This window comes from Paenibacillus sp. AK002, assembly GCF_053903045.1.
Genome location: NZ_CP096377.1, coordinates 4,269,325 through 4,283,259, shown reverse-complemented (window position 1 = coordinate 4,283,259; position 13,935 = coordinate 4,269,325). Strand labels below are relative to the sequence as shown.

Annotated in this window: 15 protein-coding genes; 13 read left to right on the top strand and 2 right to left on the bottom strand. The window is 50.5% G+C overall.

Going from position 1 to position 13,935, the window contains the following annotated elements; genetic code table 11:
* The first annotated feature begins 41 nt into the window (after nt 1–41).
* From M1D70_RS18855 to M1D70_RS18825, 7 genes are all read left to right on the top strand, one after another.
* Nucleotides 42–842 (top strand): Cof-type HAD-IIB family hydrolase, encoded by an 801-nt coding sequence (locus tag M1D70_RS18855; RefSeq protein WP_456287657.1) that lies wholly within the window; start codon nt 42–44, stop codon nt 840–842.
* A 212-nt stretch (nt 843–1,054) separates the two neighbouring features.
* Nucleotides 1,055–1,489, top strand: coding sequence for a MarR family winged helix-turn-helix transcriptional regulator (locus M1D70_RS18850; protein WP_009592361.1), 435 nt, complete (start codon nt 1,055–1,057; stop codon nt 1,487–1,489).
* Nucleotides 1,490–1,608: 119 nt separating this feature from the next.
* The gene (locus tag M1D70_RS18845) at nt 1,609–2,646 is read left to right on the top strand and encodes an NADH:flavin oxidoreductase/NADH oxidase (protein WP_456287656.1); all 1,038 of its coding nucleotides are present in this window, start codon (nt 1,609–1,611) and stop codon (nt 2,644–2,646) included.
* A 291-nt stretch (nt 2,647–2,937) separates the two neighbouring features.
* Nucleotides 2,938–3,282 (top strand): PadR family transcriptional regulator, encoded by a 345-nt coding sequence (locus M1D70_RS18840; protein ID WP_009592377.1) that lies wholly within the window; start codon nt 2,938–2,940, stop codon nt 3,280–3,282.
* A gap of 4 nt (nt 3,283–3,286) precedes the next feature.
* Nucleotides 3,287–4,303 carry a hypothetical protein gene (locus M1D70_RS18835; RefSeq protein WP_456287655.1) on the top strand — a complete coding sequence of 339 codons (1,017 nt, stop codon included), beginning with the start codon at nt 3,287–3,289 and terminating at the stop codon, nt 4,301–4,303.
* A gap of 269 nt (nt 4,304–4,572) precedes the next feature.
* The gene (locus M1D70_RS18830; protein WP_456287654.1) at nt 4,573–5,049 is read left to right on the top strand and encodes a hypothetical protein; all 477 of its coding nucleotides are present in this window, start codon (nt 4,573–4,575) and stop codon (nt 5,047–5,049) included.
* Nucleotides 5,050–5,266: 217 nt separating this feature from the next.
* Nucleotides 5,267–6,124, top strand: a complete 858-nt coding sequence (locus M1D70_RS18825; RefSeq protein ID WP_456287653.1) for a M23 family metallopeptidase — start codon at nt 5,267–5,269, stop codon at nt 6,122–6,124.
* Between the two features lie 94 nt (nt 6,125–6,218).
* Here the strand turns inward: M1D70_RS18825 and M1D70_RS18820 are convergent, their stop codons facing one another.
* Entirely contained in the window at nt 6,219–7,268 is a 1,050-nt protein-coding gene (locus M1D70_RS18820) for a hypothetical protein (protein ID WP_456287652.1), read from the bottom strand.
* 236 nt (nt 7,269–7,504) lie between these two features.
* On the opposite strand from M1D70_RS18820, the gene M1D70_RS18815 reads away from it, so the two are divergent.
* The 3 genes from M1D70_RS18815 (at nt 7,505) to M1D70_RS18805 (ending at nt 8,765) form a co-directional block, all read left to right on the top strand.
* Nucleotides 7,505–7,708: a hypothetical protein gene (locus M1D70_RS18815; protein WP_456287651.1), complete on the top strand. Its 204-nt coding sequence runs from the start codon at nt 7,505–7,507 to the stop codon at nt 7,706–7,708.
* Between the two features lie 28 nt (nt 7,709–7,736).
* Nucleotides 7,737–8,012, top strand: coding sequence for a hypothetical protein (locus tag M1D70_RS18810; protein WP_009592441.1), 276 nt, complete (start codon nt 7,737–7,739; stop codon nt 8,010–8,012).
* Nucleotides 8,013–8,138: 126 nt separating this feature from the next.
* The gene (locus tag M1D70_RS18805) at nt 8,139–8,765 is read left to right on the top strand and encodes a DedA family protein (RefSeq protein WP_096774310.1); all 627 of its coding nucleotides are present in this window, start codon (nt 8,139–8,141) and stop codon (nt 8,763–8,765) included.
* A gap of 26 nt (nt 8,766–8,791) precedes the next feature.
* Here the strand turns inward: M1D70_RS18805 and M1D70_RS18800 are convergent, their stop codons facing one another.
* A complete protein-coding gene (locus M1D70_RS18800; RefSeq protein ID WP_009592432.1) occupies nt 8,792–9,013 on the bottom strand; it encodes a hypothetical protein in 222 nt (73 codons plus the stop codon).
* A gap of 244 nt (nt 9,014–9,257) precedes the next feature.
* Between M1D70_RS18800 and M1D70_RS18795 the strand changes: the two genes are divergently transcribed.
* From M1D70_RS18795 to M1D70_RS18785, 3 genes are read left to right on the top strand one after another with little or no spacing between them, the layout of a single operon-like run.
* Nucleotides 9,258–12,116: a Na+/H+ antiporter subunit A gene (locus M1D70_RS18795; protein WP_456287650.1), complete on the top strand. Its 2,859-nt coding sequence runs from the start codon at nt 9,258–9,260 to the stop codon at nt 12,114–12,116.
* 2 nt (nt 12,117–12,118) lie between these two features.
* Nucleotides 12,119–12,457 carry a Na(+)/H(+) antiporter subunit C gene (locus M1D70_RS18790; RefSeq protein ID WP_009592433.1) on the top strand — a complete coding sequence of 113 codons (339 nt, stop codon included), beginning with the start codon at nt 12,119–12,121 and terminating at the stop codon, nt 12,455–12,457.
* Nucleotides 12,450–13,931, top strand: a complete 1,482-nt coding sequence (locus M1D70_RS18785; RefSeq protein WP_456287649.1) for a Na+/H+ antiporter subunit D — start codon at nt 12,450–12,452, stop codon at nt 13,929–13,931. The genes M1D70_RS18790 and M1D70_RS18785 overlap by 8 nt, the downstream gene beginning before the upstream one ends.
* Nucleotides 13,932–13,935 lie beyond the last annotated feature (4 nt).

Genomic DNA, 13,935 nt, shown 5'->3' with positions numbered 1-13,935 from the left:
ACTTATAAGCTTGAATATACGAAAAAGAGAGGCGAGCGTTATTGATGAAGAAGATCCTATTTTTTGATATTGACGGTACGCTGCTGGATCATGAGAAGCAGGTTCCGGCGACAACGAAGGAGTCCATAGCTGAATTAAAGAAGGCCGGCCATATCGTAGCCATTGCTACGGGACGCGCCCCCTATCATTTTGAAGAGCTGCGGGAAGAGCTCGGCATCGATTCTTATGTTTGCTTGAACGGTCAATATGTGGTTTATGAAGGGAAACCGATCTACGGTCATCCTCTGGCGGAGGATGCCTTACAGGAGCTGACGGAACAAGCCGTTCTGCTGGATCATCCGATTATCTATGCCGGCAGCGAAGCGATGAAGATGAACGTAACCGAGCATGTCCATATCGATTCCAGCTGGGGGGAGCTGAAATTGACCATCCCGGAATACGATCCGGAATATTACTTGGGCCGTGATATATATCAAGCCATTGTATTCTGTACCGAGGATGAGGAGGCCGATTACGTAAAAAGATTCGAAGGGCGGTTCGATTTCGTGCGCTGGAGCCCCTATGGAATTGACGTGTTACCGGCAGGGGGCTCCAAAGCCGAAGGAATCAAACAATTGATTCAGCTGCTGCGCATCGATCTCGAGGATACCATCGCGTTTGGCGATTATCTGAATGATCTGGAGATGCTGTCGTACGTGGGACACGGCGTGGCAATGGGCAATGCGCCGGAGATCGTGAAGCAGGCGGCCAGGCATGTCACCCGCGATGTCGGCCAAGACGGAATACAATACGGACTTCGAATGCTCGGTTTGCTGGGCAAGGAGCCACAGGAGATTAAGTAACGGGTTTAACGATAAAAAGCCAGGGCAGCGTGTCAGTCTAAACGCTTTTGCGGTGCGTGAGGACTGGCATGTATTTCCGTTCCGTATGCTAACGCCCCATCGCAGGTTTGACGACGGAAACAGGGACTTGCTATTATTAATAACTGACAGTGACCCGCTATATGGTACAACGAACCTTCTGGCGGAAATATACCGGAACAGGTGGAGGCCCTATGTCAGCCGATCAAACGCGACAACTCATCACAAGTTGGCTATCCTTGACGCAGATTCATGCATTGATTTCCAACGAGCTGGAACAAAAGCTCCAGCAGAAGCACGATTTATCGCTGAATGAATTTTACGTGCTGTTATTTCTGTCCGAGGCTCCCGAGCAAAAGTTAAGGCTTCAGCAGCTGCAAACGATGGTGGGGCTAAGCCAGAGTGCGATGTCGAGACTGGTCAGCCGCTTTGAAGCCAAAGGCTGCGGCGCCATGCAAAGGGCGATATGCGAGGATGACAGAAGAGGAATCTACACGTCACTGACTCCGATTGGCGAAGAGAAACTGCAAAAAGCCAAGAACACGGTCCAAGACGTGCTGGAGCAGCAATTCGCAATGCCTAAAATGAAGCATGGTCTGGAAGATGCATTGAAGCATATCCGAGGGTAACTAGATCGTTCAACAGCCATTCTTGACGAATGGTCTTTGTTTTGCTAATTTAGATGCATGTGCATGCATTTTTTTATAGAGAGATCAATATCATGAGGATAGAGGGAGCGTGTCTCTGAATGGAACATTTATTCAGTCCATACAAATTGAAATCGTTAGATCTGAAAAATCGGGTCGTTATGCCCCCGATGTGCCAATACTCTGTAACGAACAAAGACGGCATTGCCACCGATTGGCATTATTTGCATTATACAAGCCGGGCAATCGGCGGAGCCGGACTCGTTATCGTGGAGATGACGGATGTGGAACCGGACGGCCGTATTTCCGATTATGATCTTGGGTTATGGTCGGATGAGCAGATTCCCGCATTGGCCCGCATAGTTGAAGCGCTACACCAGCATGGCGCGAAGGCGGCGATTCAGATTGCGCATGCCGGGCGCAAAGCGGAGGATGCGGAAACGCCTGTTGCCCCATCAGCTATTCCTTTCGATGAGAACTCGAAAACGCCAAGGGCACTCACAACCGAAGAAGTTAAGCAGATGGTGGAAAAATTCCGCGTGGCTGTGCGCCGTGCGGTGAAGGCCGGTTTTGACGCAATTGAATTGCATGGTGCCCACGGCTATCTGATTCATCAATTCCATTCTCCACTGACCAACCGGAGAACGGATGAGTACGGCCAGGAGCTAACCAAGTTCGGCCAAGAAGTGATTCAAGCCGCAAAAAGCGAAATGCCTGAGGACATGCCATTAATCATGCGAATCTCGGCTAGAGAATATGTAACGAATGGTTATGGCATCGAAGAGAGCATCGCATTCTCCAAGATATATCAGGCTGCAGGCGTTGACATGTTCCATGTCAGCGCTGGCGGCGAGGGACCCATCGCGGCGGAAGGAAGACCGGGCACCCACGTTGCCTACCAAGTACCGCTAGCCAGACAGATCAAAGAAGCGCTGCAGGCACCCGTCATTGCCGTGGGCCGTTTGGATGAACCCGCCTTGGCGAATGCGGTAATAGGCAACGAAGACGCTGATCTCGTTGCTGTTGGAAGAGGAATGCTACGCAATCCGTACTGGACATTAGAAGCAGCAACGGTGCTTCAGAAGGAGATCGCGATTCCAGCACAATACCAGAACGGTTTTCCCAGAAAATCGAGATAGGCAGGCGGCTGAACATATAGCTGCCAACGAACTAGTTGGCTTATCATTCCCTGCAAGTGAACATTATCAGGAACCCGGTAATGGGTGAGCGTAATTAGAGAAGGTTATCCTACGGACCGTCACGGCCGTTGGATAACCTTTTTTGCGTACAAGGAAATGCTCGAATTATGGTAGCCATCAAGCTTGGCAGCCGTTAACATAAGGCTATATAAAATATTTTTAAAAATTTATTAATTGTTTATTTACATTAGTGTGCGGCGTACAGTATAATAATTTCCAGGAGATGATGATATGCCAGAGGATCAGGATATTTTAAACAGTATGGTGCAGGAGCTTCGGCGGGGTACGATCATCCTTGGTGTTCTCAGTCAGTTGTCCGAACCGCAGTATGGATATTCATTGGTGACCATATTGCAGGAGAGGGGGATCAACGTGGAAGCGGGTACGCTCTATCCGTTGCTGCGTCGGCTGGAGAAACAAGGCTTGCTTAACAGCGAGTGGGATACGAATGAAGCCCGGCCCAGAAAATATTACATCATAAGTCAGACAGGCAAGGATATATATCGGCAGCTCTACCATGAATGGAAGGATATGATGACAAGTCTGGAGGGACTTGTGAAAGACAAGGGGGACTAAGGTGATGGATCTTATTAACAGGTATATTTATGCGGTGACCCAGAAGCTGCCGGAATCGCAGCGGGCGGATATTGAGAAGGAGCTTCAAGGACTCGTCGAAGACATGCTGGAAGACCGGGGAGTCGGCGTAGAGGCCGCAAGTCTGGAAGAGGTGGAGCAGGTGCTGCTTGAGCTCGGGCCGCCCGGGGAAATGGCAGCCAGATACAGAGGAAGGGAAAGGTATCTCATAGGTCCGGGTTTGATTAACAGCTATTGGTCCGTCCTGAAGATCGTACTGTATTCGATAGCCGTTGCTCTTGGCATCGTCTACATCATTGATTTCTTTACAAGCACGGAACACACTGCCGAGAAGCTGCTGGAATTTCTTGTTTCGCTGCTTAGCGTGGGAATCCACGGATTTGCATGGGTTACCGTTATTTTTGCCTTTATCGAATACCGCGGGGCTCGCCAAGTCCCCAATGATCCATGGAAACCCTCGGAATTGCCTGCAATTCCGGAACCAGCCGCTCGGATTAAACCGATCGAGCCGGTGCTCGGCATCCTGTTTTCCGTGCTGTTCTTCGTCCTGTTCACGTTTTCCATTAACCTGATCGGTGTTCACCGATTCGATGAAAACTCGATCGCCATTCCGGTGTTTGAACAGGCTGCCTTTGCCAAATATTTACCGCTGATATGGCTTCTTACCGCCTTCAGCATATTCAATGAAGCCAGGAAATTAATCACAAGAAAGTGGACGCCGCAGATTGCCGTCATGCACGTCATATTTAACGTTGCTTCCGTTATCGTTACGGTGATCCTGTTCTCCGATATGACGATTTGGAATCCGACATTCATGGATCAGCTCGTTCAAGCGGGTTTCGTAACACCGGGGGATGAAGCGTATGAGACCGTAAAATCAATTTGGGATCGATCCAGGGATGGCCTCATTTACATCATTGTGATCATTACCCTTATTGATACCGTATCTGTCGTAATGAAATGGTTTCGGGGAAAGGAAGGCAATACGGCGTTAACCAAATAAAGACAAAAGTGATGAAGCAAAGGGTGTCCCAACGGATCTTGGATCTGGCGGGATGCTCTTTTTTGTTGTCAGGAAACAAACCGTGTATTTATATGGTTGGTTGGACCATGAACGACACGACGCGAAATGGATAAGCATAGGATAAGGAGCGAGGCAAATATTTTTTTGACAAAAATGTGAATGATATGTGTCAAAATTATGTACAATGGTGTTATAATAAGGTAAGAGCTGAATGAAAACCCTTACAGATTGAACGGAGCTGATTAATCATGAAATATGCGATCCATTACTCTACCAGAATGAAAGACGTTATTTTGTTTTCCTTTGTCCTTAGCATTATCCTGTTTCAGGTAGCCACCTTGACCGAATATTCCTATCCTTTCTTCTTCTATATGCAGATGGCCGTGAATGTCGTTGTCGTTGCGGCACTGGCTATTGAAGGTTATGCGAGATTGGTGAAGCGGGAAGTGAATATTCAGGAGAATTCGGAGACGATTTCGATCAACGGCATCGAGATTCACGCAGAACAGATCCGCGAAATCAAGGTTTCCGGTTGCCATAAAGCCGCTTTCCAAATTAGCCTCAAGGATAAGAGCGTAAATCCGATGTACTGCTGCTTTAAATTTGAAGAGAAGAATTGTGAAGGCATTCGGAGTCTCACGCGTTGGGCCGAGCAAAATCAGGTTTCCGTGCGCAAGGTCGGACCGCAAACCCGTTCCGGCTTGGTACTCACATCTAACCATTAATAGGCTGTATGTATATTAAGAATAGAAGCATCTGAACCTTGACGAATGGGTTCGGGTGCTTCTTTGTTTTAGTTGTAGAGGAAGAGTGTTTTTCCGGGCATCTGTACCTACAGGAGCTGAAAGTTTAACCAATGTTAAGCTCCTGTTTCAATGCAGGTTCATTTCGTCAGATATACTATGAACAACATTGGATTTGAAATATGAAGGAGGTTTGAATATGGTAGATGTTTCTGGATTCCTGTTGAATGGGGAACATCGCAAGCTGTATGAGCTGTTCGGAGAGGATTTGCGTTTACTTGTAACGATCGAACAATTTGAAGCGATGGCAGTGGAATATACGGCAGGCGTAAAAACGTTCCATATCACGTTGGACGACACGCTCAACCAAATCCGATTGATAAACTGGATGGATGATAGCGGGCAAAAAGGCATTCAAGCGATGATCGATGAAACGGGTACCATTGTAGGTCTTATGTTATCGCCTATTGAGAGGTTTTCTGAATCGGATGCCAAGCAAACCGTCACGGTTTTCCGAGTTCCGTTTAAGGGAAAATGGTATGTGTTCTGGGGCGGCGAGAATGTTATGGATAATTACCATTACCCAGAGGAAAGCCAGCGGTACGCAATAGACGTCATCAAGACGGAGAACGCCATGTCCTATGAAGGAGATCCAGCCATGAATGAGAGTTACTTCGCGTTTGGAGAGGAGATTCTTGCTGGTGCCCGCGGGAAGGTGGTGGGTATCGAGAATAACATCAGGGACAATGAGCCTGTGGGTGAGACCAACGAAACAAAGCCCGTCGGTAACTATGTCATCATCGATCATGGACATTCAGAATATAGCCTATATGCACATTTAAAGCAGGGATCGGTATGCGTGAAGGAAGGCTCTGAGGTCGAAGCAGGTGATCTGATAGGTCTATGCGGAAATTCCGGCAACTCAACCGAAGCTCATTTGCATTTTCAAGTGTCGGATCATCCGGATTTGTTTTGGGTTAATACGAAGTCACTTAATATTAACTGGCTTGGCGATATCAAGGTAAGACGAGGCCAAGTTGTATATGGCGGGGTTTGAACGCTGGATAAAACAAAAAAGCATGGGCCAGAATTCTCAGGTCCATGCTTTTGTTCGATTCATTAATAAGCAAGCGCTCTTGTTAAATTTGTATTTAGCTGCTGCAGCCGCCTCCGCAGCTGCTGCAGGACGAACCGCTGCTGCAAGAGGACCCGCTGCTGCAGGAGGAGCCGCCGCCTGATGAACCATCGTTTGACGATCCGTCATGGGAATCCGAGCCGCCTGAGCCGCAAGCCGAAGCATAGGTACAGGAGGAGCTGCTGTTGTTTTTATGAAGCTCGCGCTCATCCGGGATCATATGATCAGTGAATTGATCCGGTGCGTTCCAGGCAAAATAGACGGCCGCTGCCAGGAGCATATCGCTATTCTGAAAGTTGACCCTCTTCTCTTGACGCCGCGGCTCGGTTTGAGCGGTTCTGACCCGATCCTGCAGATCCCGGATCATTGCATCAATGGCCATGCGTGCTGAAGGAATCTTCTCATAGGTCCAGGCATTAAAACGCTTCTGGCCATGATTCACGGCAAAATGGGGGGAGGTGCAAATGTCCAGCTCTTCACGCGGCAGCGGGACGCGGAAGAAAGCCCCCCATAGCTTGGCACTGTATTCATGCCAGCCGAATAATTGCACATATACGGTATCGAACCAGGCCCGTTCATTCGGAATCGGCACATGCTCGGTACCGGTATTGGGAGCATGGTGAAGCATCCGGCCAAGAAAGCGGTCCGAGAATTGTTGATATTCGTATGTATACATCAGCATTTCATGCCAGACCTCATCGACGTCCTTGCTGAACATCGGTACGCGGTCCAACACGGCGCACATGATAAAGAAACGTTTAAGCTCCTGCCATCTCCATTCATATTCCTGTTCGGACATGTCAGGATGCTCACTCATCACGCGCTGTTTCAGCATGCTCTGATAAGTATCGGGCAGCGCGGCCTCCAGTCTGCCGACAAGCTCGCTTGCCGGGCTTCCGGCCTTGACGATCGGCGGCAGCTCCGGTATTTTCCCTCGTCGAGGCTTATTTCCATCAGGGACCAGCTGGCTATTTTGTTTGCGTAACGAGCGTTTAACGAAAAAAGAAATAATCCATACATCCACCACGATGAATACAATGAGCAGTATCCAGGTTGTTGAGTTCATACATGCTCCTCCTGTCTATTTTGGTATGCGGAGGCGGACTATCATTTCTCTCCATGTGTAAATTATTGCAAATGTATCGCAGGTTGGCAATCGAAATTCTGGATTCGGCTATAGCGGCCATAACTTGAATATTAGGTGTTCTTTATGATACATTCCGTGTGTGCCGGAGAGTTTGTTGATCATGAAGGTCTACGATCATATGGGCGGCAATTATGTTTACTTATAGGAGCATACATATGTTAACAGGTTGGAAACTATCTGTATTAGGTATTATTATTGTGGGCATTACAGGCATTATAGCGTCCGTTACCGGTCTGATCGAGCCTGGCCGTGCCGCCGCACTCTTCGTGGTATTCGTGCTTTTTATCGGGGCGCTGGAGCTGCTGGAACGAATGAAGAGCCGCAGGAAGAAGAAGGGAGACCTGCGATCTTCCAAGTGAGAATATGAAGACAGCAAGGAGGGAGCTTGTGAATTGGGTAGCCGTACAGCCGTACTACAAAATCAACCGAATCGTGGACGGCATTGAACAACGAACGGAAGAGCAAGGGCGGGAGATGTTCCTGTACGAGGATCGAATCGTAACCCAATACCGGGAGTTTCCGATCCGGCAGGTGTTTGACCTGTCCTATCGGCCGATGGGAGACGGCGGAGGTTTCTTGTACCTGCATACCCAGCAAGGGGTGTATTCGTACACGGTGAAGGAGGATCCGGGGTCCTTCATTTCGGCGTTTAAAAATCTCTGAACGAACATAATCCCAAACAAACCTGGTCTCAGGTCCAGTTCATATCCTCGTCTACAGCACGTTTGCGAAGGCCGCGTTGTCGTATAAGCTGATATATATTCCAGGGACGGATTAGGGGGCCAGGGCGTGGATACGCTATTGAATTTTATTGAACAAATCGGGCATTACGCATTATTCCTTGTATTATGCCTGGGATTGGTCGGGCTTCCCGTGCCGAATGAAGTCGTGGCCATGACTGGCGGAGCGTTGGCGGCATCCGGGATATTATCGCCGGCCCCGTCTTTTATCATGACCTTTCTCGGCGTGTGCTCGGGATCGACGGTCGGTTTCATGCTTAGCCGCTTTACCGCCAGCAAGCTGTTAAACCGCGTAGGGGAAAAGTCGAAGATTCGCCAGTTTCTCGATGTATCCGAACGCTTGACCCGCCAATATGGCAATTACGCCATATGCATCAGCGCCTTTTTGCCCATCCTGCGCAATGTTACTCCGTATGCGGTCGGGATGAAGGGAATGCCGTATCGCCGGTTTGCGATCTACTCGTATACCGCGTCCTTGGTGTGGACCACCGGTTATTTTTCTTTGGGCATGTTCGTCGGCGATCAGGTCGTCGATCATATTGGCGTGCTGATTAACCGGTATGGATATTATGCAGCTGGAATCGTTGCGGCGCTGGCCGTCATCCTGATCATTTCGTGGTGGATGCGAAGAAATAAACGAAGCAAGGAGAATAATGAGATCCAATTTCATGGATAGTCCTACGGATTGGGTTCTGCGATAGCTTAAGGCTGATCCGGCAAGGTCTCGGGTGAATGGCGAATGATTTTCACGTATTCCCGAGGAGAGAACAAGAGGGATCCTCCTTGGGAATGCTGCATGTGATATACGCCGTTTGACGGGTTTTCCTGAAGGTAGGCGGACTGCGTGCGTAGATTCGTCACGATGGCCGCCGTCAATATCACGAGAAAGACGAAGGCGCAAACTGCCGCTTTTTTGATCATCATGGGAACCACTCCTTTACATACAGTAATTTCCCGAGAGCCTCCACTTCATTCCCCGACATACCCTTTGACAAAGCTTTGATCTCAAGATATACTGATTTTCAGTGTGATTCGAAAAAATACCATATGGTTTTACCTGGAGGAGCCTGCCAACAGCGGGCTCTTTTTGTGTTTTTTTGGACTTATGCCTAAATTATGGGGAAATACTACTAATGAAGGAAAAATCGGACTATAGGAGGAGTAGACTTTGTCTTTGCTGCACATCGCCGTTTTGGCACCTTTTATCGTAGCGCTTGTGGTTATGCTGACCTACAAGCTCATCGGCCGCGTCCACACCGGATGGGTGGTTTTGCCGGTCCCGGTTGTCCTGTTCGCCTATTTTTTGGGACTTATCCCAACCATTCAGGGAGGTGAACAGCTCCAAGCCGTCCTGGAATGGATCCCAAGCGCGGGAATAAACTTTACCGTTTATTTGGATGGATTAAGCTTGATTTTTGCACTATTAATATCCGGCATTGGTTCCCTCGTTGTCCTGTACTCTATCTTTTATATGGATAAAAACAAGGAAGCGGTCCACAGATTCTATGTGTACCTGCTTCTGTTCATGGGCGCCATGCTGGGTGTCGTGCTCTCCGATAATCTGATGGTGCTGTACGGCTTCTGGGAACTGACCAGTATCTCGTCCTTCCTGCTGATTGCATTCTGGCATCATCGGGACCGCTCCAGATACGGAGCCTTGAAATCCATGCTCATCACCGTATTCGGCGGACTTGCCATGTTCGCGGGGTTTATCCTGCTTTATGCCATGACAGGCACCTTTAGCGTACGGGAGATCGTCGCCGATGTAGGGAGCATTGCCGGAGATGCGATGTTTATTCCGGCCATGATTCTGATCCTGCTCGGGGCCTTCACCAAGTCCGCGCAGTTTCCGTTCCATATCTGGCTGCCGGATGCGATGGAAGCACCGACCCCGGTAAGTGCTTATCTGCACTCCGCGACCATGGTGAAGGCCGGGATCTATTTGGTGGCCAGGTTTAGTCCGGTGTTTGCCGGGCAGGCGTCCTGGTTCTGGATCGTAGCGATAACGGGCTTGACCACGCTGATTTATGCTTCGATCCGCGCGATCAAGCAGACGGATCTAAAAGCGCTGCTGGCATTCTCCACCATCAGCCAATTGGGGCTGATCATGAGCTTGCTCGGCCTGGGCTCTGCCGCCGCTTATTATGGAGACGGCGTGGACACGCTGCTCTACGCGAAAGCGACGACGGCGGCCATCTTTCATCTGATGAATCATGCCATATTCAAGGGCGCCTTGTTTATGGTCGTCGGCATCGTGGACCATGAGACGGGCACCCGGGATCTGCGGAAGCTCGGCGGGCTGATGTCGCTCATGCCGATTACGTTTACCGTGGCGGTCATAGGGGCTTTTTCCATGGCCGGGTTGCCTCCGTTCAACGGATTCTTGAGTAAAGAGATGTTCTTTACGGCGGTCCTTCAGGCCTCAGACATGAATTTCTGGAATGCAGAGACCTGGGGCATACTGATCCCGGTCGTCGCCTGGATTGCCAGCGTGTTTACGTTCCTGTACAGCATGATCCTGGTCTTCAAAACCTTCACCGGACGCTTCCAGCCTGAAAAGCTGGAGAAGAAGCCGCACGAAGCTCCGCTGGGAATGCTGATTCCCCCGGTCATTCTGGCATCGCTCGCCATCGTGTTCGGCTTGTTTCCGAACCTGTTGTCCCAAACGCTCATCGAACCGGCGATGGCCGCGATTCATCCAGGGCTGCTTGGGGCGGAGGATCGTTTTCACGTACACATCGAAATGTGGCACGGCTGGACGACGGAGATTTTCATGACCATCGGCATCATTGTTCTCGGTACCGTGCTGTATAAGCTTCACGGCAGAGCTCGAATATTGAATACATCGCTGACGAAGCGATGGACATGGAACAAGCTGTATGACGGGGGATTGCGAGTCCTCGAAAGAGGCGGCGAAACGCTGACCTCAACCTACATGACAGGCTCTCTCCGTCATTACGTGATGTATATTTTCGTTTTTTTTATAGCCGTTCTTGGCGGGGGGCTTCTGCTGGTCGACAATATCGGGTTTGATAGGACCGCTTACGCGCCGATGTCCTTCTATGAGGCCGTTGCCATACTCGGCCTGGTCATTCCGGTCATCGCGCTGCCGTTCGTCCGGACGCGACTGATGGCGATCATATTGACCGGTGCTGCCGGTTACATGGTGACTCTGTTCTTCGTCCTGTTCCGGGCGCCGGATTTGGCGCTGACCCAGATGGTCGTCGAGACGGTATCCGTGATGCTGTTCCTGCTCTGTTTCTATCATCTGCCGAAGCTGAAGCGGGAGAAGGTGCCGATGAGCTTGAAATGGAGAAATCTGCTTATTTCGGCAGGCGTCGGTGCTGTCGTGACCTTGATCGCCCTGGCGGCGAGCAGCGGCAGGACTTTCGACTCCATCGCGGATTACTTCATTCAAGAAAGCTATCGCTCCGCCGGCGGCAAAAATATCGTCAACGTCATTCTGGTGGATTTCCGCGGCTTTGATACCCTGCTTGAAATCACGGTTCTGGGCATTGCATCCCTTGGAATTTATGCCTTGATCAAAATCGATTTGGGAGAAGGGATTCTGGGAGAGCGGGATCGTTATGAAGGGGCATATCTGCCCAACAGCAATGATGTCATTCTTCGAACCGTATCCAAGGTGGTTATCTTTATCGTGGTAACCTTCTCCTGGTTCCTGTTCAACTCGGGGCACCATGAGCCGGGCGGCGGATTTATCGGAGGTCTGATGACCTCTGCGGCACTGGTTCTGTTATCCATGGCTTTCGGCATGGATATGACCCGCAAGATCGTGCCCTTCGAGTTCCGAAAGGTTACGGCGGCGGGGCTTGCCATCGCCCTGCTTACGGGGATCGGCTCCTTTGCCTTTAACGCACCGTTCTTAAGTCATTCCTTCGGTTATTTCAACCTGCCGCTTCTCGGGAAAACGGAGCTGGCTACTGCGGTTCTCTTCGACCTCGGCGTTTATTTGGCCGTAGTCGGCGTGACGATGACCATCATCAATTCGATCGGGAGGGATAACTGACCATGGAACTATATATGTCGCTTGCCATTGGAATTATTTTCGCGGTTGGGATCTACCAGATCTTATCCAAAAGCCTGCTGCGGATCATTCTCGGCACGTCGCTGTTAACCCACGGCGTCCATCTGCTGCTGCTCACCATGTCAAGGCTGAAGACCGGGGCTGCCCCGCTGCTTGGCGAGGAGGCTTCCTCTTACGTTGATCCGGTTCCGCAAGCATTGATACTGACGTCCATCGTCATCAGCTTTGGCGTCACGTCGTTCTTTTTCGTACTGGCTTATAAAGCATATCAACGCTTGGGCACGGACAACATGGAGGAGTTAAGGGGGACGGACGATGAATAACGTGATTGTGCTTCCGCTCCTGATTCCTTTGGTTACGGCCGTCATTCTTATTTTCTGTTCCAAATACGTCCGCGCGCAGCGGTGGATCAGTGCGGTTAGTATTCTAATCAACCTGCTTGGCGCCCTGTTCATCGTCAACCAAGTGAATAACGAAGGCATCCAGACGCTTCATATGGGCGGATGGCAGCCGCCGTACGGGATCGTGTTCGTGGCGGATATGCTGGCGGCACTGCTGGTGTTTACGACGCTGATCGTTGCCGCAGCCTGCCTGTTCTATGCTTTTCGGAGCATCGGGGAAGAGAGAGAGAAGCATTACTTCTATCCCTTTTTTCAATTTTTGCTGGCCGGCGTGATCGGATCGTTTCTGACGGGGGATCTGTTCAACCTGTTTGTCTGCTTTGAGGTCATGCTGATCGCTTCCTATGCGCTGATCGTTCTGGGCGGAACCAAGCGGCAGCTGAGGGAAACCTTGAAGTACATGCTGATTAACATTATTTCATCCACCTTGTTTGTTGCAGCCGTAGCTTATTTATACGGCACGGTCGGCACGCTGAACATGGCGCATCTGTCCCTGCGCGTGGGTGAAGTGCAGCAGGACGGAATATTGTCGGTCATTGGCCTTTTGTTCCTGATCGTATTCGCACTGAAGGCGGGCTTGTTCCTGTTCTTCTGGCTGCCCGGTTCCTACAGCGCACCTCCGGCGGCCGTAACGGCTCTGTTCGGCGCCCTGCTGACGAAGGTCGGGTTATATGCGATTATCCGAACCTTTACGCTGATCTTCCATCACGATACCGGCAACATTCACGCCGTCATCGGCTGGATGGCTGCGGCCACGCTCGTTCTGGGCAGCATGGGCGCGGTTGCGTATAAGGATCTCGGACGCATCCTGAATTACAACATCATCATTAGCGTGGGCTTCATCGCCTTTGGTGTAGCAGTGGCCTCCTCCGATTCCTTAAACGGAGCCGTGTTCTATTTGATGCATGATATGATCGCTAAGGCGCTGCTCTTTATTCTGGGCGGCATCATCATGGCGAGCGCGGGCGCGAGCAAGCTGAGCGATATGGGCGGCCTGATGAAGCGGCATCCCCTGGTGGGGTGGATGTTCTTCATCGTGGCGCTGGCGCTGGTCGGCATCCCGCCGCTTAGCGGATTCCTTGGCAAGGTCCTTATCGTTCGCGGCGGACTGAGCGAGGGGCATTATGCGCTGACGGGATTGGCGCTGGCATCAAGCCTGGCGGTGCTCTACTCCCTGATCAAAGTGTTTATGGGAGCATTCTGGGGCGAATCGCCAGGGCCTAACGAATCGCGGCCGGTCAGAATCCATCGGACCGCTTATGCGGGAGCGATCGGGCTTGCGATCATAGTGATTGTCCTGGGAGTCGGTTCAGAATGGGTATATACCTATACCTCCCAAGCAGGCGCCGTATTATCCGATCCGTCACTATACATTCAAGCCGTATTAAAGGAGTAGTGGA

Bases quoted from the DNA above. Each gene is read 5' to 3' on its own strand.
- M1D70_RS18815 (WP_456287651.1), top strand. From the start codon at position 7,505: ATGTTAACAGGTTGGAAACTATCTGTATTAGGTATTATTATTGTGGGC.
- M1D70_RS18825 (WP_456287653.1), top strand. From the start codon at position 5,267: ATGGTAGATGTTTCTGGATTCCTGTTGAATGGGGAACATCGCAAGCTG.
- M1D70_RS18820 (WP_456287652.1), bottom strand. From the start codon at position 7,268: ATGAACTCAACAACCTGGATACTGCTCATTGTATTCATCGTGGTGGAT.
- M1D70_RS18845 (WP_456287656.1), top strand. From the start codon at position 1,609: ATGGAACATTTATTCAGTCCATACAAATTGAAATCGTTAGATCTGAAA.
- M1D70_RS18830 (WP_456287654.1), top strand. From the start codon at position 4,573: ATGAAATATGCGATCCATTACTCTACCAGAATGAAAGACGTTATTTTG.
- M1D70_RS18790 (WP_009592433.1), top strand. From the start codon at position 12,119: ATGGAACTATATATGTCGCTTGCCATTGGAATTATTTTCGCGGTTGGG.
- M1D70_RS18850 (WP_009592361.1), top strand. From the start codon at position 1,055: ATGTCAGCCGATCAAACGCGACAACTCATCACAAGTTGGCTATCCTTG.
- M1D70_RS18840 (WP_009592377.1), top strand. From the start codon at position 2,938: ATGCCAGAGGATCAGGATATTTTAAACAGTATGGTGCAGGAGCTTCGG.
- M1D70_RS18835 (WP_456287655.1), top strand. From the start codon at position 3,287: ATGGATCTTATTAACAGGTATATTTATGCGGTGACCCAGAAGCTGCCG.
- M1D70_RS18800 (WP_009592432.1), bottom strand. From the start codon at position 9,013: ATGATGATCAAAAAAGCGGCAGTTTGCGCCTTCGTCTTTCTCGTGATA.
- M1D70_RS18785 (WP_456287649.1), top strand. From the start codon at position 12,450: ATGAATAACGTGATTGTGCTTCCGCTCCTGATTCCTTTGGTTACGGCC.